The organism is Halarchaeum salinum (genome assembly GCF_039520965.1).
GTDB classification, from domain to species: domain Archaea; phylum Halobacteriota; class Halobacteria; order Halobacteriales; family Halobacteriaceae; genus Halarchaeum; species Halarchaeum salinum.
In genome coordinates, this window is record NZ_BAAABL010000059.1 from 58,924 (window position 1) to 76,878 (window position 17,955).

At 67.3% G+C, this 17,955-nt stretch carries 14 protein-coding genes, 1 tRNA gene and 2 pseudogenes; 11 read left to right on the forward strand and 6 right to left on the reverse strand.

Annotation, left to right across the window (positions count from 1 at the left end; genetic code table 11):
* Nucleotides 1-2: 2 nt before the first annotated feature.
* From ABDZ36_RS10345 to ABDZ36_RS10365, 5 genes and pseudogenes are all read left to right on the forward strand, one after another.
* Entirely contained in the window at nt 3-2,114 is a 2,112-nt protein-coding gene (locus ABDZ36_RS10345) for a type II secretion system F family protein (protein ID WP_211312169.1), read from the forward strand.
* A gap of 2 nt (nt 2,115-2,116) precedes the next feature.
* Complete coding sequence (locus ABDZ36_RS10350) at nt 2,117-2,770, forward strand: class I SAM-dependent methyltransferase (protein ID WP_211312168.1); 654 nt, start codon at nt 2,117-2,119, stop codon at nt 2,768-2,770.
* 103 nt (nt 2,771-2,873) lie between these two features.
* Nucleotides 2,874-2,945 (forward strand) — tRNA-Gly (locus ABDZ36_RS10355).
* A gap of 187 nt (nt 2,946-3,132) precedes the next feature.
* A complete protein-coding gene (locus tag ABDZ36_RS10360; RefSeq protein WP_211312167.1) occupies nt 3,133-4,107 on the forward strand; it encodes an aldo/keto reductase in 975 nt (324 codons plus the stop codon).
* Between the two features lie 39 nt (nt 4,108-4,146).
* Nucleotides 4,147-4,434 (forward strand): annotated as a pseudogene (locus tag ABDZ36_RS10365) (RNA-guided endonuclease TnpB family protein); the annotation flags it as partial.
* Nucleotides 4,435-4,459: 25 nt separating this feature from the next.
* Here the strand turns inward: ABDZ36_RS10365 and ABDZ36_RS10370 are convergent.
* Nucleotides 4,460-4,585: pseudogene (locus ABDZ36_RS10370) on the reverse strand (RNA-guided endonuclease InsQ/TnpB family protein); the annotation flags it as partial.
* Between the two features lie 73 nt (nt 4,586-4,658).
* Between ABDZ36_RS10370 and ABDZ36_RS10375 the strand changes: the two are divergent.
* From ABDZ36_RS10375 to ABDZ36_RS10385, 3 genes are all read left to right on the forward strand, one after another.
* Nucleotides 4,659-4,868 carry a DUF7123 family protein gene (locus ABDZ36_RS10375; protein WP_211312166.1) on the forward strand — a complete coding sequence of 70 codons (210 nt, stop codon included), beginning with the start codon at nt 4,659-4,661 and terminating at the stop codon, nt 4,866-4,868.
* Nucleotides 4,869-4,932: 64 nt separating this feature from the next.
* Nucleotides 4,933-6,204: a DUF7405 family protein gene (locus ABDZ36_RS10380; RefSeq protein ID WP_211312165.1), complete on the forward strand. Its 1,272-nt coding sequence runs from the start codon at nt 4,933-4,935 to the stop codon at nt 6,202-6,204.
* The gene (locus ABDZ36_RS10385; protein ID WP_211312164.1) at nt 6,197-7,273 is read left to right on the forward strand and encodes a DUF7350 domain-containing protein; all 1,077 of its coding nucleotides are present in this window, start codon (nt 6,197-6,199) and stop codon (nt 7,271-7,273) included. The genes ABDZ36_RS10380 and ABDZ36_RS10385 overlap by 8 nt, the downstream gene beginning before the upstream one ends.
* A 302-nt stretch (nt 7,274-7,575) precedes the next feature.
* Here the strand turns inward: ABDZ36_RS10385 and ABDZ36_RS10390 are convergent, their stop codons facing one another.
* Genes ABDZ36_RS10390 through ABDZ36_RS14895 form a run of 3 tightly spaced genes read right to left on the reverse strand, consistent with a single transcriptional unit; the run spans nt 7,576 to nt 12,430 of the window.
* Nucleotides 7,576-9,945: an amino acid permease gene (locus ABDZ36_RS10390; RefSeq protein ID WP_343749305.1), complete on the reverse strand. Its 2,370-nt coding sequence runs from the start codon at nt 9,943-9,945 to the stop codon at nt 7,576-7,578.
* Nucleotides 9,946-10,005: 60 nt separating this feature from the next.
* Nucleotides 10,006-11,379, reverse strand: a complete 1,374-nt coding sequence (locus tag ABDZ36_RS14890; protein ID WP_425545311.1) for a universal stress protein — start codon at nt 11,377-11,379, stop codon at nt 10,006-10,008.
* A complete protein-coding gene (locus ABDZ36_RS14895; RefSeq protein WP_425545312.1) occupies nt 11,330-12,430 on the reverse strand; it encodes an APC family permease in 1,101 nt (366 codons plus the stop codon). Before ABDZ36_RS14895 ends, ABDZ36_RS14890 begins: the two co-directional genes overlap by 50 nt.
* Before the next feature lie 188 nt (nt 12,431-12,618).
* Here ABDZ36_RS14895 and ABDZ36_RS10400 point away from each other — a divergent pair, with 188 nt between their 5' ends.
* On the forward strand, nt 12,619-13,365 hold the full coding sequence (locus ABDZ36_RS10400) for an Lrp/AsnC family transcriptional regulator (protein ID WP_211312163.1): 747 nt from the start codon (nt 12,619-12,621) through the stop codon (nt 13,363-13,365).
* On the opposite strand, the gene ABDZ36_RS10405 is transcribed toward ABDZ36_RS10400, so the two are convergent.
* Both ABDZ36_RS10405 and trkA read right to left on the reverse strand, forming a co-directional pair.
* Complete coding sequence (locus ABDZ36_RS10405) at nt 13,350-14,927, reverse strand: TrkH family potassium uptake protein (protein ID WP_211312162.1); 1,578 nt, start codon at nt 14,925-14,927, stop codon at nt 13,350-13,352. The two genes, ABDZ36_RS10400 and ABDZ36_RS10405, sit on opposite strands and share 16 nt — an antisense overlap.
* The gene (gene trkA / locus ABDZ36_RS10410) at nt 14,924-16,261 is read right to left on the reverse strand and encodes a Trk system potassium transporter TrkA (protein ID WP_211312223.1); all 1,338 of its coding nucleotides are present in this window, start codon (nt 16,259-16,261) and stop codon (nt 14,924-14,926) included. The genes ABDZ36_RS10405 and trkA overlap by 4 nt, the downstream gene beginning before the upstream one ends.
* A gap of 283 nt (nt 16,262-16,544) precedes the next feature.
* Here trkA and ABDZ36_RS10415 point away from each other — a divergent pair, with 283 nt between their 5' ends.
* Both ABDZ36_RS10415 and ABDZ36_RS10420 read left to right on the forward strand, forming a co-directional pair.
* Nucleotides 16,545-16,964: a CopG family ribbon-helix-helix protein gene (locus tag ABDZ36_RS10415; RefSeq protein WP_211312161.1), complete on the forward strand. Its 420-nt coding sequence runs from the start codon at nt 16,545-16,547 to the stop codon at nt 16,962-16,964.
* On the forward strand, nt 16,965-17,903 hold the full coding sequence (locus tag ABDZ36_RS10420; protein ID WP_211312160.1) for a nucleoside hydrolase: 939 nt from the start codon (nt 16,965-16,967) through the stop codon (nt 17,901-17,903).
* Nucleotides 17,904-17,955: the final 52 nt, after the last annotated feature.

A 17,955-nucleotide genomic window follows, 5' to 3' on the forward strand; every position in this document is an offset into this window, starting at 1 on the left:
CCGTGTTCGAATACCTCCCGCTCGTCGTCGGCGGCGTCCTGGTCGTCTGTCTCGCCTGCGTCCCGCTCAATAGCGGGCTCGAACGGGTGGTGCGACGCCTCGCGATCGCGCTGTTCGACTCGCTCGCTCGCTCGCGCGCGAGCGCGAACCGCGGACACGCCCAGTCGCTCCGGGCCGCCCACATCTCCCGGCCGTACGCCGCGTACGCCGCCGTCACCTACCTCTACACGGGGATCGCCGTCGTCGTCGGCAGCATCTTCGGGCTCTACCTCGGCGTCGCCGGCCTGCTCCTCCTCGACCTGCTTCCCCCCCATGTCTCCCGTGTGGCGATCCCGACCACGTCGTCGCTCGCCCCGATCGAGCTGTTCGCCGTCGTCGCGGGAGCGAGCGCCATCATCGGCCTGCTCGCGGGCGTGGCCGCCTACGAGTACCGCTGGCTCCTCCCGCAGTATAAGGCGGGCGAGCGCGAGCGGTTCATCGAGAACACCCTCCAGCGCAACGTCGCGTTCATGTTCGCCCTCTCACGCTCCGGGATGGGGTTCACGAAGATCCTGCGGATCCTCTCGCAGAACCAGCATGTCTACGGGGAGAGCGCGGCCGAGTTCGGCGTCACGGTCCGCGACATCGACCTCTTCGGCGCGGACGTCATCAACGCCCTCCGTCGGACCGGCCGACGGACGCCCAGCGAGGACTTTCAGGAGTTCGTCGAGAACCTGACGAGCGTCCTCCAGTCCGGACAGAGCGTGAGCGTCTTCCTCCGCAACGAATACGACCAGTACAAGGAGGAGGCGGAGAGCGAACAGGAGCGCTTCCTCGAACTCCTCTCGACGCTCGCAGAGGGGTACGTCACCGTCTTCGTCGCCGGGCCGCTCTTCCTCATCACCATCCTCGTCGTCATCGGCCTCGTCTCCGGCGGCACGCTCGGCTTCCTCCGGGCGTTCGCCTACGCGATCCTCCCGCTGGGGACGCTGGGGTTCATCGTCTACCTCGACACGATCACGAGCGACACACAGGGCGGGGACGGCGAGCACGAAGCGGAGGTCCGCTACGACTACGTCACACAGACACCCGACGAAGTGAGCACGGCGGCGGACGGCGGCACGCCGTCCCGCGCGCTCGACACGGACGCCGTCGCGACGGACGAACGCAATCGCGCGCGACTCCGCGCCTACAACGACCTCGCGCCGGCACGCTACGCGCTCACACACCCACTCGAGACGATCACCGAGCGGCCGGTCTGGCTCCTCGTCGTGACCGCACCGCTCGCCGTGCTCTCGATCGCCGTCCGCTGGGGGCTCACGCTCAGCGAGCGCGGGCTCTCGATCCTCGCACTCGTCCGACCGGAACGCCTCGAACTGCTTCTCCCCACGCTCGACGACCCGGTCATTCAGGCCCTCCTCTTCCTCATTGGCACGTTCGCCGTCGTCTGGGAGATCCGCAAACGCCGCTTGGAGGCCGTCGAGCGCGCCGTACCCGACTTCCTCGATCGCCTCGCCAGCACGAACGAGGCCGGCATGCCGATCGTCGCCAGCATCGAGCGCGTCGCACGCGGCGACCTCGGCGGCCTGAACGAGGAGGTCGATCGAACGTGGACCGACGTCCGCTGGGGTGCGCCCGTCGAGGCCGCGCTCACGCGCTTCGAGGAGCGCGTTCGCACGCCGATGATCACGCGCGTCGTAACACTCACGACGAACGCGATGAGCGCGACGAGTGACCTCGCTCCCGTCCTCCGCATCGCCGCCGACGAGGCCCAATCGACCCGGCGGCTCAAGCAAAAGCGCCGGAACGAACTCGTCACCTACCTCGTCGTCATCTACCTCGCCTTCTTCGTCTTCATCGCGATCATCGTCGCACTCGACACCATCTTCGTCCCCGCAATCCCGACCGCCGACCAGTTCGCGGGCGCGGCCGGCCAGTCCATCGGGAACATCGGCCAACTCACAGAGGCGAAGAAGGCCGCGTACAGCCTCCTCTTCTTCCACACCGCCCTCGTGCAGGCCGTCTGCTCGGGGTTCGTCGCCGGGCAGATGAGCGAGACGGACATCCGCTCGGGCGCGAAACACGCCTTCATCATGCTCACCATCGCCTACGGAATCTTCCTCTTCCTCGCCTGATCATGACCGACACCCCCACCCCGACCGGCGATCCCGCACCGCACCGCGTCTACGACCGCATCGCCGCACACTTCTCGGAGACCCGCGCACACCCGTGGCCCGACGTCGCCGACTTCATCGAGACTCGGACGGGCACGCGCGGCCTCGACCTCGGCTGTGGCAACGGTCGACACGCCGAACTCCTCGCTGAGTCCTGTGATACCGCCGTCGGCGTCGACGCCAGTATCGGCCTCCTCGCCGAAGCACGCGCACGCGCCGTCGAGAACGGGTACGACGACGCGCTCGGGCTCGTTCGAGGCGACGCCCAGCGCATCCCGCTGTGTGACGACACGGTCGACCTCGCCGTCTACGTCGCGACGCTCCACCACCTCCCCAGTCGGAGTGCCCGCGTCGACAGCCTCGACGACCTCGCGCGCGTCCTCGCGCCCGACGGCGAGGCGCTCATCAGCGTCTGGAGCACGACGCACGATCGCTTCGACCCCGAAACGGGCTTCGACACCACCGTCGAGTGGACGCTCCCCGGCGGCGACACCGAAGACCGCTTCTACCACATCTACGACCCCGCCGAGTTCCGTACGGACCTCGATGACTCCGACCTCGACGTCGTCGAGGTGTACGAGTCACGGGGGAACGCCTACGCCGTCGTCGCGTCGTGAAAGGAAACCGTCTTTAGCGACCGACGAGAAACAGCAGATGCAGCCAGCACCGATGTCCGACAGAGCGCAGCGATGTCGGGCCAGGTGATCGACCGTAGTGAGAGCACCGATGGTCTAGTGGCTAGGACCTGAGCCTTCCAAGCTCATGGCCCGGGTTCAAATCCCGGTCGGTGCATTTCTCCCGATTACCCTCTGAAGACATCTTCGTGCGTCGCGGCGGCGCGTACACTGCCGACGACTGACGCGGACCGAAATCAGGTGCCCGCGCCCCGCGGCGGCGAGTGGCGAACCGGGCGGTCGGGACGGGCGACGCGTGCCGCCACCTGAACCTACTTGCCGCTCGCCGCCGACCGTCCGCTCACATGGAGTACACGACACTCGGGTCGACGGGCGTCGAGGTCAGCGAACTCTGTCTGGGCTGTATGAGCTTCGGGAGCGGTGCGGACTGGATGCTCGACGAAGCGGAGAGCCGCGAGGTCATCGAGCGCGCGATCGACCTCGGGATCAACTTCTTCGATACGGCGAACACGTACTCGAACGGGGAGTCGGAGGAGATCCTCGGCGGCGTGCTCGACGAGTACGAACGCGACGAGCAGGTCGTCGCCTCGAAAGTCTTCTTCCCGGCGGAGGAGGACCCGCACCCGAACGCGGGCGGGCTCTCGCGGAAGACGATCGAGCAGGAGCTCGAAAACACCCTCGATCGCCTCGGGATGGACACCCTCGATCTCTACCAGATCCACCGCTGGGACGACGAGACGCCGATCGAGACGACGCTGCGCGCGCTCGACGACGCGGTACGTCGCGGGCAGGTCCGACACATCGGCGCGTCGTCGATGTGGGCGCATCAGTTCGCCGACGCCCTCCGAACGAGCGAGCGCGAAGGGCTGGTGTCCTTCGAGACGATGCAGAACCTCTACAACCTCGCCTATCGGGAGGAGGAGCGCGAGATGCTGCCGCTCTGCGAGCGCGAGGAGGTCGGCGTCATCCCGTGGAGCCCGATGGCGGGCGGACAGCTGACGCGTCCGCACGAGGAGTCACGGGCAACGACGCGCGGCGAGGCGGAGGCCGACACGTTCGACACGCCGTACTTCGAGGGTGGGGGCATCGAGATCAACGAGCGCGTCCAGGAGCTCGCCGACGAGAAGGGCGTGAAGATGGCGCAGATCGCGCTCGCGTGGCTCCTCCACAAGGAGACCGTGACCGCACCGATCGTCGGGACGACGAGTGTCGAGCACTTGGAGGACGCCGTCGAGGCCACCGAGATCGACCTCTCCGACTCCGAGATGGCGTATCTGGAGGAACCCTACGAGCCGGTACGGGTGTTCGGACACGAGTAGGCTGGGGGCTATCGCCGCGCACGCATGCGCGCGTCGTAAACCGAACAGACCGTTCGAGTCAAGCAGGAATCGCGGACGGTTGTCGGTGTGGACGTGAACGAGGACAACGTGGCCCTGACCGCACTCTCAGCGGATGGTGTCGAAGATACGTTGGTCATCGACTTCCCCGAAATCAAGTTCAAGATGCGGAAGCGCGTGTAGAACGCGGGGAAAGTATTCACGACACGCTCGAAGAGCCGTGAGGAACGGTTCGTCCGCGACCGGCTCCACAAGGTGAGTCGTCACATCGTAGAGTGGAGCCGTCAGTTTGAGAAACCGTGTACCGTCTGTCAACTACCCCACCCTACTTCGCTCACCCTGACGGGTTCGCTCGTGGCGGGTGGGGGTTGTCCGTGAACTCGGCCTCGAACCCAGCAGGGTAGCCGGTAAATCCGGCGTTCGGCTTCACCGTTCCAGACTTGAAGGCAAGCTGACTGTCAGGGTCGAATCGGTGTGTCCGAGTGAACTACGGGAAGCCTCGGGGTCGTCCGAGACGGCGAAGCCGTCTCGTGATGACGAGAGAGCGAAGCTCTCTCGAACCACTTGACCCCGAGACGGTTCACTGCAAGAGTAAGGACCTCGCCGCGGGCCTCACGCTCTCCGCGAGCCAGATCGGGCAGTTCCTCGGGCGCTTCGACGGCGAGGAAATCGGGGTCGTCGCCGAGCGCTGGGCGCACTCGAGCGGGACGCGCTGGTACGTCCGCCCAGCGGATGACGAGTAGCGCCGCGACGTGGCGTCCGATCGAACCAGGAGCGCATATCCCTCCGCGTCCCCAACCGACGCGCATGAGTGACGGACCGAACCGCGGGATCGACCGGCGCGCGTTCGTAAAGTCGGCGCTGGCGATCGGCGGTGCGAGCGCCCTTTCCGCGTGTCTGAACCGGACGGACAGCGGCGATGTCCCGACGGGGAGCGAGAGTCCGCCGGAGCGCCAGCACGCGTGGAACGACGCGCTCGCGCGCGACGACCACGGCAACGCTGTCGAACCGCCCCATCGCCTCCTCCTCCTCCTCGACTACGAGGGCAACGGCACGCCGACGGTGGGCGAGCGCGAAGCGGTCGCGACCGCGCTCTCGACGCTCGATCGCGCGTACGCGTGGAGCCACGACGGGCTCCTCTCGACGATGGCGTACTCCCCGGCGTACTTCGCGCGCTTCGACGCGTCGCTCCCCGAATCGACCCCGCTACCCGACCCACGCGCGCTTGCGTCCTTTGAGGATCCGACCCTCGACACACCCGACGCCCTCCTCTACCTCGCGAGCGACCACGCACACGTCCTGCTCGCCGCCGAGCAGGCCCTCACCGGCGAGAAAGATACCCTCAACGGTGTCGACGTTACGGCCGGCTTCAACGGCGTGCTCGACGTCGCGCAGCGTCGCACCGGCTTCAAGGGCGACGGCCTCCCCGCGGAGCACCAGGACGCGAACGGCGTGCCGACGTCCGAACCGGTCCCCGAGGACGCGCCACTCTACATGGGGTTCAAATCCGGGTTCACGAAGACGCAGGCCACCGAGGAGCGCGTCACCATCCGGAATGGCCCGTTCGCCGGCGGCACCACACAGCACGCCTCCTACATGCGCTTGAACCTCGAACAGTGGTACGAGCAGGACGACCGCGAGGCCCGCGTCGGGAAAATGTTCTGTCCGTATCACGCCGAGAACGACATCGTCGAGGGGACGGGCGACAACCTCGGCACCGACGCGGCGATGTCGAAGGCCAAACCTGCCGCACAAGCCGCCAGCGAGGACGGCGTCGTCGGGCACAACCAGAAGATGGTCGACGTCCGCGAGGACGGCCGTCCAATCATCCTCCGACGCGACTTCGACTCGACGGACGGTGACCACGCCGGCCTCCACTTCGTCAGTTTCCAGCGCGCCATCGACGACTTCGTCGCCACCCGCGACGCCATGACTGGGGACGAACTCGCCGGCGACACGCCGGTCGGGCGACGCACCAACAACGGCATCCTCCAGTACATGGACATCGCGAACCGCGGAAACTACCTCGTTCCCCCACGCTCGAAACGCGCCCTCCCGACCCCCCGTGGCGATGCGTAGGCGTGCACGCCATGCGTCCGGGTCCCGGCGGGCGTTCCTCGCGACGCTCGGGGCGGGCGCGCTCGCCGGCCTCGCCGGCTGCTCCTCGCTGAACCTCACCAACGAGGAGACGCAGAACGGCGGGTCACGTACGAGCACGCCACTCAGCGATCGCCCCGACGCCGTCTACTACCCGACGCACGTCGACGGAATGGCGATGAGCGGCATGCAAAAGGCGAACGGCTACGCCTGCGCGCTCACGTACACGGTGCCGGAGACGTTCTGGCTCGTCACCGGCGACGAGACGCCCAAAGCGTCCCCCACGGCCGGCGACGAGATCCACGTCATGCCGGTCGTCTGGGACACGAAGACCGGCCAGCGACTCACCGATCTGAGCCCGATGCTCCGGTTCGCCGACGACGGAGCCGTCGTCACGTCGAACGCCCCGTGGCCGATGCTTTCCCAGCGAATGGGCTTCCACTTCGGCGACAACGTCGCGCTCCCCGGCGGCGGGACGTACGATGTCTCCGTCCGCGTCGGTGCGCCCGCCGTCCGGCGTACCGGCGGCGTCGCAGCCCCCGATTCCGCGACGTTCGACTTCTCGCTCGCCTACTCCGCCGCCGAACTCGACGCCATCGCCTATCGAACGCTCGACCGCGCGGGCGAACGCGGCGCTGTCGACCCGATGAACATGGAGATGCTCCCCGACTCGACCCTCCCGAAGCCCGACGCGCTCCCCGGCCGCCCCCTCGGGACCGGGACGGTGGGTGACGCGGCCGTCGTCGCGACCGTCCTCGACGACGCCACCCGATTCAGCGGCGATGAGAGCGACACCTATCTCGCCGTCTCCCCACGCACGCCGTACAACCGCTACCCACTCCCGATGGCGGGATTCAGCGCTCGCGTCGACGGCGAGCGATACGACCTCACGGAGACCACCGACGCCGACCTCGGCCATCATTACGGCGTCACGATCGGCGGCGACATCGAACGCGCGACCGTCAGCCTCGACCTCCCGCCCCAGATCTCGCGCCACGAGGGCTACGAGACCGCGTTCTTCGACACAGCGAGCGTCACGCTCGGCGCGTGACGCGCTCACAGAACACATTCCCGCCCGATGTGGTGAGCGGAAAACAGCATTTGGTTCTCCCTCACTTACGTTCGGACCGGCCACGCACTTCGCTCGCGTCCGCTCGCGAAAACCAACGCGAGACTTCGTCCCGCTGGGTTCAGTCGGGCTACGTCCGACTGAACTAACGCGGAGCAACGCTCCGCTGAGTTCTCCCTCACTTACGTTCGCGAGAACCAGCGTAACCCACCGGATACTGGGTTCAGTCGGGCTACGTCCGACTGAACTAACGCGGAGCGACGCTCCGTTGAGTTCTCCCTCACTTACGTTCGCGAGAACCACCGCTGAACCCGGCTCCCGATTCCGAGGTTCCGCTTGGTCATCACGACCGGCGTCGAGATGCGGCGGCCGACCTCTTCGGGGATCGCGCCGAAGGTGAGCTGTTGGAGCAGGCTCTCGCGGGTCGCGCCGACGATCGTCAGGTCGTGTGCGCTCGAACGATCGACGATCGTGTCCGCGACGTCCGAACCATCGAGGAGTGCGCGCTCCGCATCGACGTCTTCGAGGACGGCCATCGTGCTCTCGATGCGCTCCTCGGCGTCGGCGCGCTCGTCCTCGGTCGCATCCGGCGCGATGACGTGTGCGACCTCGACGGTCGCGGCTTCGGTGCGCGCGACGGCCCGTGCGACCTCCGCAGCGAGTTCGGCGTGCGGGCCACCCGCCGTCGGGAGGAAGATCGAGTCGACGTCGCCGTCAGCGCTCTCGCCGACCTTCTCGACGAGGACGTCACAGTCGGCGTCGGTGACGACCGTGTCGAGGTTGCTCCCGAGCACGAAGTCACGCCGACGCGAGCGCCCGCGCCACCCCAGGAGGACGGCGTCGCTCTCCTCTTGTTCGATCGTGTTGAGGATTGCCTGCGAGACATCGTGGCCGATGCGGACGGTGCCGTTGACGGGGACATCCGCGTCCTCCGCGACCGTCATCGCCTCCTCCAACACCGCGCGTTTGTCGTCGACGAACTGGCGGCCCTTCTCGAGCGGCGTCTGCTGGGGGACGGTGACGACGCTCATCACGAGGATCTCGGCGTCACGGTCCGTCGCGACGTCGACGGCGGTGCGCATGAACTGCTCTGCGTGCTCGGGGTTCGCAATCGGCACGAGGATCTGTGACTCGCGGCCGGTCGGCGTCCGCTCGTGGACGACCGCCGGTGCCTCCTCCTCCATGCGCTCGCGTTCGCGCGCCTCGCTGTACCCGTAGTAGACGGCGATCCCGATGGCGAACCAGATGGCTATCGTGACGAGGGAGATGAACCCCTCCTCGCCGAACCCGAGGCCGAGCGACTGCAGGAGGAACGGCGCGAGAATGAGCTGGAAGGCGATACCGAGTGCGGGCGTGTACGGGAAGCCCGGCACCTCGAAGGGGCGTTCGAGGTCGGGGCGGTTGCGCCGCATGAAGATCAGCGCGATGTTCACCATCGAGAACAGCAGAAGGAACATCACGGACGACGAGGACGCGACGGAGTTGATCGGCAACGAGAGCGCCATGATGGCGATGAGGACCGCGGACGCCGCGATGGCGTAGTACGGCGAGCGCGTCTCCGGGTGAATGTCGGAGAGCGGGTCCGGCAGGAGCTTATCGCGGCTCATCGAGTACGCGATGCGCGAGGAGGCGTAGAGCGTCGCGTTCAGCGCGCTCATCGTCGCCGCGAGCCCGGCGATCAGGAGCAGCGGCAGCCCGTAGGGAACGAACTGACCGGCGGCCTGAATGATGCCGAGCTCGCCGAGGTTCCCGAGAATGAGGTACGTCGGCGTGTTCGGGTCCGTAAGGCCGGCCAGTTCGAGGATGTGCTGCGTGACGTCGATACCGCCGATGGCGGCGAACGCGACGAGGATGTAGATCGGGATGACGACGACGATTGAGTAGAAGATGGCCTTCGGGATGTTTACCCCGGGGTCGATGACCTCCTCACCGGACTGCACGATGATGTCGTACCCCTCAAAGGCGACGTAGGTGAAGCCCATCGCGGCCATCACGCCGGACGCGCCCGTGGCGAAGAAGCCGTGTTCGCCGATGAACTTCGCGGTCCAGTTCGGGTTCTCGAACGTGGCGAACGCGCCGAAGAGCACGAAGACCGCAAGGATGACGATCTTCGCGCTGGTGACGACGATGCCGATCGTGCCGGTCTCCTCGGCACCCCGGTAGTTGATGTAGCCGAAGAACCCCACGACGACGGCGGCGAGGCCCTTCGCCCAGAGGTGTTGGGCGATCCCGAGGAAGTGCGCGCCCTCGGTGGTCGCACCGCCCGTGATGATGATGCTGACGAACGCCATGAAGAAGACACCGAACGTGACGGAGTAGAGCGCACAGGCGACGGCCTGCGCGAACCAGTTCGCCCATCCAGTGAAGAAGCCCCATGGACGCGGGAGCGCCTCGCTCACCCAGTTGTACGCGCCGCCCGAGCGCGGGAAGGCCGCGCCGAGTTCGGCGTAGCTCATCGCGGTGAACGAGGCGACGATACCGTTGAGAAGGAACGCGAGGAGGAGCGCGGGGCCGGCGAGGCCGGCCGCCTGACCGGTGAGGGCAAAGACCCCCGCACCGATCATCGCTCCGACGCCGATGAAGGTGATGGGGAGCAGTCCCATGTCCCGGGAGAGCTCCGTCTCGACGTTGCCCCCGCTGGCGTCTTCACTCATTACTCGTGGCGTCGAGTGTCGACGGCAAAAGGCTACTGACCTGTGGATAGCGCGCAGCGCTTACCGGAGGACGTCACGGAGCCGTCGAGCCCAGCCGCGAATCCCCTCGGAGCGCTTCGTCACGATGACGGGGCTCTCGGCACGCCGGGCGACCGTCTCGGGAATCGACCCGAAGAGGAACTGCTCGACAGCGCCCTCGCGGGTTGCGCCGAGGACGGTGAGGTCCGCCTCGGCGGTCGCGGCGACGATGGTGTCCGCGACGTCATCGCCTTCGAGGAGCGCTGCCTCGGTCGTGACGCCGTCACCGAGCAGATCGAGAGCAGCTTCGAGTCGCGCGTCCCCCTCCCGGCGGGCCGCCTCGTCGGCGTCCGGTGCGACGACGTGGACGACGCGGACGGTGGCGTCGTCGGTGTGGGCGACAGCGCTTGCGACGTCCGCGGAGAGCGCGGCGTTCGCGCCGCCGGCCGCCGGGAGCAGTATCTCGTCGATGTCCTCGCGGAATCCGGTCGTCTCCTCGACGAGCACGTCACAGGGGGCCTGCTCGGCGACGTCGTCCACGGTACTCCCGAAGACGACATCGCGCTGCCGATTCGCGGTGCCGCTCCACCCCATGAGGACGGCGTCGGCGTCGTGCTGTTCGAGCGTGTTGAGGATGGCGTCCGCGGGGTCGTGGGCGATGCGGACGACGCCGGAGACGGGGACGTCGGCGTCCTCAGCGATGGCCATCGCGTTATCGAGCACAGCACGTTTTTCGTCGACGAACTGCCGTCCCTCGGAGAGCGGCGTCTGATCGGGGAGGACGACGGCGGACATCACGATGACTTCACCGTCGCGCGCCGTCGCGATGTCATCGGCGGTTCCGACGAGCTGCTCGGTGTGCGCGGGGTTCGCCACGGGAACGACGATGCGGTAGTCGCGCTCGGCGGGTTGGCGCTCGCTGACGACGGTGGGCGTCTCGCGCTCCGCGTGCTCGCCCGACCTTCCGGAGAGGACAGTGAACCAGAAGGCGACGCCGACGACTTCCGCGAGGACGCCAATAACGAAGCTCGTCGGGCTGACGTTCAACAGGAGGACGAGGTTCGCGACGACGGCGACGGCGGGCACCCACGGGACGAACGGCACCTCGAAGCCCCGGTCGATGTCGGGGTGTTTCCGCCGGGAGCGCACGACGGCGAGGTTCACGACGACGAGCCCGCCGAGGAGCATGAAGTCCGCGAAGTGCGTCAGCGCCTCCAGTCCGAGGTGGAGGGTAAAGCCGGCGACGTGGACGGTGCTCGCGTCGCCCTCGGTGCCGGGCGGCGCGCCGAAGAGGACGGTGAAGACGACGACGTAGAAGAGGATGAGCCCACCGGTGAGGAGGACGGACTTGTAGGGCGTGTTCAGACTAGGGTGGAGGTCCTCGAACTGGCTGGGGAGGTGGTCGCGGCGCGCCATCGCGAGCTTGACGCGTGAGCCGGCGAGGATGGTGGTGGTCGCGGCGCGCCATCGCGAGCTTGACGCGTGAGCCGGCGAGGATGGTGGCGTTCGCGGCGGAGAGCATCGACAGGAGCGCGCCGACGATGATGACGTAGAAACCGACGTCGCCGAGGTAGTATTGGGCGGCGCGCCCCATCGCGATCTCGCCGTTCGAGGCGATGAACTGCTCAGCGGCCGCCGCACTCCCGAGGCCGGCCTTCTCGGCGAGGAAGGAGAGGAACTGCGGGTCGTGGATGGCGATGACGATGACGAGGACGACGAGCGCGTAGACGACCGTCACGAAGCCCATGCTGAAGAAGATCGCGCGCGGAACGGTCTTGCCGGGATTCTTGATCTCCTCGGCGTTGGTCGCGATCGCCTCGAAGCCGAAGAACGTGATGAAGACGAGCGCGCTCGTCATCCCGATGTCCCGAACGTGCGTGATGTTCTCGGCGAGCGAGACCGTAATGGCGCTCGCGTCGAACGCCTGCAAGCCGCCGTAGAGGAAGAGTCCGATGAGCGCGACCTTCAAGCCCGTGATGGCGATCTGGAACATACCCGTCTCCTCGGTGCCTTTGAGATTGACGCCGACGAGGAGCGCGAGGATGAGAAGGCCGGGGATCCAGAATGGCAGCGCATCCGGAATACTGAGTGCGGGGTACATGAAGCGGTAGAACCAGTCGGAGAAGCTCGCGAGGTAGAACGCCGCTGACGCGGGGTAGCCGAGGATCATCGACCAGCCGACGATGTAGGTGAGGTCGGTGTCGAAGACGTTCGCGACGTACATGTAGCCCCCGCCCGACTCGGGGTAGATGGAGGCGAACTCGGCGTACGCGAACGCGGTGAACGACGCGACGACGGCCGCGAGGAGGAACGCGACGATGGCGGCCGCGCCGACGTTCGAGACGGCGAGGCCGGAGAGGACAAAGATACCGGCGGCGATCATCGTCCCGACGCCGATAGCGACAGCGCCGACGAGTCCGATATCGCGGCTTAGCTCGGTCTCGACGTCGCCGGCCGGATCGCTCATCGCGTACCACCGCGGCGTGCGCCACGTCGGGGAGCTGCGAACTGCATATCCGCCACGGTGTTTCCGATAGCTCATAAAGCACTAGGAAAATTACTGTAAGCGTACTATATGCAGTCTATTTTAGGCTTTCCAGAATCCAGGTGGGTCCGACCGGAACGGATTTACCGAATCCGGAGAGAGGTATATGAGTGAGTTCGGAGTTCGACGAACTGGACGAGTTGATCCTCTACCGGTTGGCGCGCGACGCGCGGGGGGCGACCGCTGCCGATATCGCACGCGAGGCTGACGTCTCGCCCGGCACCGTGCGCAACCGTATCCAGCGCTTAGAGGAGGCGGACGTCATCACGGGTTACCACGCCCATGTGGACTACGAGCGTGTCGGCGGGCGGCTCACAGGCCTCCTACGTTGCACGACGACCGCCGCGGAGCAGGAACGCCTCGCCGCGCAGGTGCTGAGCGTGCCCGGCGTCATCGGCGTGCGCGAGGCCATGACCGGACGCGGGAACCTTCGCGTGAAGGCCGTCGGGACGGACACTGCGGACCTTTCACGGATCTCCCGGAAGCTCACGAACCTCGGCGTCGAGATCGAGGATGAGGACCTGATGCGCGCCGAACGCCACCACCCGTACCACGCGTTCGGGCCGGAAGAGGCGGAAACGGGCGCGGACGGGACACTCGGCGTCGCTGCGGACGAGGAGGTGTTGACCGTCACTGTCGCGGACGAGGCCACGATCGCCGGGCGCACGCTGAAGGAGGCGAACGCGGACGGGCTCGTCGGCGAGGATGTCCTCGTGGTCGCGCTCGAACGCGACGAGACGAGCGTCACGCCGAACGGCGATACGGCCCTCGAACCGGGTGATCGGGTCCGTCTCTTCTCCACGCAGGGCGTCCCGACGGACACCCTCCGCGCCTTCGGCGCTCACGACGTCCAGTAGGAGCGCGTCAGCAGCACGAGCACGGGGAACACTTCGAGGCGGCCGACCCACATGAGCCCGACCATGAAGAGTTTCGTCGAGTCCGGGAACGGCCGATAGCTGTCCATCGGGCCGAACGCGCCGAATCCCGGCCCGACGTTCCCCAGCGTGGAGGCGGTCGCGCTGACGCCCTCGAGCACCGTCATCCCGCCGTCGACGGCGGCACCGTTCGCGATAACGAGGACGCTGGCGACGGCGAAGAGGGCGAGATAGAAGAGCGTGAACGCCTGGATGCCCCGCACGGCGGACTCGTCGACGACCATCCCGCCGAGTCGAACGGGCTTGATGGCGTCCGGGTGGACGGTCGTGAAGAGCTCGCGCCGCACGGACTTCAGAACGACGAGCCAGCGCACGATCTTGATACCACCGCCGGTGCTGCCCGCGGAACCGCCGACGAACAGCAGGGCGAGGAGGATGTACTTCGCGGGCGTCCCCCACGCGTTGAAGTCCATGCTCGCGTAGCCCGTGGTCGTGACGAACGACGCGACCTGGAAGACGGCGTGGCGGAGCGACGGCTCGATAGCGCCCGCGATCCCCGCGAGGCCGGCGTCCGTGTAGAGGAGCGCGGCGACGATCGCGGTGGCAACGGCGAGGAGGCCGACGTACCCGCGGAACTCGGCGTCCTCGCGGAGGTGGTGGGGCTCGCCGGTCCAGACGTGCCAGAACAGCGCGAAGTTGACGCCGGCCGCGATCATGAACGGGACGATGACCCACTGAACGACGGCGCTGAACGCCTCGATGCTGCGCGCCATTGGCGAGAACCCGCCGGTCGGCATCGTCGTCAGGCCGTGCGCGACGGCGTTGTAGAACGTCATGTTCGGCGCGAGCGGCGCGTCGACGACCGGGCCGAGGAGGTGGAGCCCGTAGAGGAGGGCGATTTCGAGGGCGGTCAGCCCCATGTAGAGTCCCCAGAGCGCGCGCGCCGTCTCCGCGATCTTCGGTGTGAACTTCTCCAATCCGGGGCCGGGTGCTTCCGCCTCCATCAGCTGTGCGCCCCCGACGGAGAGCTTCGGGAGGATGGCGACGGCGAGGACGACGATCCCCATGCCGCCGAGCCACTGGGTCTCCTGTCGCCACATCATCATCGCGCGCGTGTGCGCGTCGAACGAGATGCTCCCGAGCACCGTCGCGCCCGTCGTCGTGAACCCGCTCATCGACTCGAAGAGCGCATAGGCGGGATTGCCGAGCGCCGATTCGGGGTGGGTCGCCGCGACGACGCCGGGAATCCCGTGGGCCTCAATCAGGTACGGGATCGCGCCGACGATCGCGACCGCGAGCCACGTCAGTGACACCATCAAGAACCCCTCGCGCGCGCCGATGTCGGGGTCGTCGTCAAGACGGCCGAGTCCGAACCCGACGAGGAGCGTCACCGCGATCGTGACGACGAACGCGACGAGCCCGCCGTCGCCGTAGTAGAGCGCGATGGCGAGCGGGAAACAGAGCGGGACGGCGAGGTAGGTGAGGACGCTCCCGACGAGCGCGAGGCTCGCCCGCCAGTCGACGCGGACTGCGCGTCCCGTCATAGCTGCTCCGCAATCGCCGCCTGCGCGCCCGTCGGCACGAAGACGACGACGTGATCGCCAACCTCGACAACCGTGTCACCGCGGGGCGTGATAACGGTGTCGTCGCGCGTGATCGCACCGACGACGATCTCGCTCGGAAGGTCGGCGACGGCCTCGCGGATCGGGCGGCCGGCGAGCACGCTTTCTGCGTCGATTTCGACCTCGAGGACCTCCGCCCCACCCGGTTCGACGATTGCGACGTTCTCGGCACGGCGCTCGCGCGTGAAGCGCGTGATCTCCTCAGCCGTGATCTCGCGGGGGTTCACGGCGACGTCGATCCCGACCGTCTCGAAGAGCGAGACGTACTCCGGTGTCTCGATCGACGCGATCGCCCGCTGTGCGCCCAGACGCTTCGAGAGCAGCGAGACGAGCAGACACTTCTCGTCGCTGTCCAGACAGGCGATGACGACGTCCGCCTCGCCGACGTTCTCACTGGCGAGGAAGTCCGCGTCGGTCGCGTCGTGTGCCATCACGGTCGTCTTCGGCAGCTGCTCGGCGAGGTCACGCGCGCGCGTCTCGTCCCGCTCGATGAGCCGAGGCCGGAAACCGCGCTCTTCGAGGTGCTCGGCGACGAGGAATCCCTGCTGTCCGCCGCCGACGACAACGATGTCGTCGACGCCCGCGGCTGCGCTCGCGGGGGCGACCGCGGCGGCGAACGACTCGACGCTGTCCGGCGTCCCGATGACGAGCACGTTCGACCCCCCCGTGAGCACTGTCTCGCCCGCCGGGATGGTGGCCTCGCCGTCCTCGACGATCGCCGCGAAAGTCAGCGACTCGAACCGATCGGCTTCTTGGACGGTTTGGCCGGCGATCTCGCTCTCGGGGGCCACTTCGAACTCCGCCATCTGGACGCGCCCGGACGAGAAGGGATCGACGTCCGTCGCGGTCGGGAACTCGATGAGGCGGACGATGGCCTGGGCGGTCAGGAGGTCGGTGCACACCATGAAGTCGACGTCGAACGCCCGCTGCGTCCGTCGCCACGTCCGCAGATACGCGGTTTTCTGGACGCGCGCGATGGTGAATGGGTCGGCGAGTGTCGCCGCCGTCCCGCAGATCGCGAGGTTCGTCTCGTCGTCGTCCGTCGACGCGATGACGATGTCGGCGTCAGCGACCCCGGCTTCCTCCAGGACGTCCGGATCGGTCCCGTCACCCTGCACGGGGAGCACGTCGAGGTCGTACTGGAGTTGCTCGACGTAGTCGGCGTCGACGTCGACGACGACGACCTCGTGTGACTCACTGAGGTCCGCGGCGATGCTGGAGCCGACCTCGCCGGCCCCGACGATCAGCACGCGCATCGCCGACCCCTCCGTGTATGCATACCGGCTTCCAAAACGTGCCGGGAAGAAGTGGGTTTCGACCGACGGTACGAACTGACAGAACGACGGCGTCACCAGGACGGGCACCGGAATGATCTCGGTGCGATCGACCCACAGCAGGATCGTCATGACGGCCGTCCTCGTGGCGGGGAACCCCGCGTAGTTCGCCATCGGTCTCGTGATTCCGAACGCCGGGACGATGTTGCTCATCCAACGGGAGTCTACAAATCCTTATCACCGACCACTACCTGAGTTACTAACAATGGCTGTCGTCTCCATCTCGATGCCCGACGAACTCGCCGATCGAATCGACGAGTTCGCGGACGAACACGGCTACACGGGTCGTTCAGAAGTCGTCCGGGAGGCCGCACGCAACCTTCTCGGGGAGTTCGAGGACAAACGCCTCGAGGACCGCGACCTGATGGCCGTCGTCACCGTCCTCTTCGACTACGAAACGACGAACGTCGAGGAGAAGATGATGCACCTACGCCACGAGAACGAGTCGATCGTCGCCGCGAACTTCCACAGCCACGTCGGCGACCACCACTGCATGGAACTGTTCATCCTCGAGGGGCGACTCGACACCATCTCGACGTTTGTCGGGAAGATCCGCGCGACGAAGGACACGCTCACCGTCGACTACTCCGTCACGCCCGTCGACGAGGTCGGCCCGTTCGCGTAGATGGCACGGAAAGTGCTCTTCGACACCGACCCCGGGTGCGACGACGCGGTGATGCTCGCGGCCGCACTCGGACACGCCGCGATCGACGTCGTCGGCGTCACGACGGTCTGCGGGAACACGACCGTCGAGAACACGACGCATAATGCCCGCGCGATCCTCGAACTCGGCGGCTACGATGTCCCCGTCGCGCGCGGATGCGCCCGGCCGCTCGTCGACGAACTCGCGACTGCCGAGTGGATCCACGGCGGGGGCGGTATCCGCGGCGACCTCCCGTATCCGAGCGGCAACATCGGCGACGAGCACGCCGCGGATGTCATCGTGCGGCAGGCCCGCGAGCACGGCGACGACCTAACGATCGCGGCTGTCGGGCCGCTCACGAACCTTGCGCTCGCACTCGCGAAGGAGCCTACACTCCCCGAGATCGTCGACGACATCTACGTGATGGGTGGCGCGGCGCTCGCGGGCGGCAACGTGACGCCGGTCGCGGAGGCGAACTTCCACAACGACCCGGCGGCAGCGAGCCGCGTCGTCCAGGATGCCCATCCGCGAATGGTCGGCCTCGACGTGACGAACGACGCGACGATCCCCTTCGAGCGGATCGAGTCGTACGAGGAGCGCGGCGGCGTCTTCGAGACGATCGCCGCGTGGCTACGCTACCCAGCAGACGCCATCGACGTCGACGAGACCGGGCCGTCGATCCACGACGCCGCCGTGCTCGCGGACCTCGTCGATCCCGACACACTCGACTTTGCGGACTACTACTGCGAGATCGACACGAGCGGCGGCCCCTCGCACGGCTCGGTCGTCTGCGACCAACACGGCGTCTACGACGAAGCCCCGAACACCGCGGTCGCGCTCGACATCGACGACGCGCGTTACCGCGAGGTCGTCGACGAGGGGCTGTCAGCGTATGCCGCGCGCGCTGAACAGACGGAGTAACGCCACCGTTCGCCCTGCGACGAACGCCTTACCCGTCACCGCGGCGTACGCG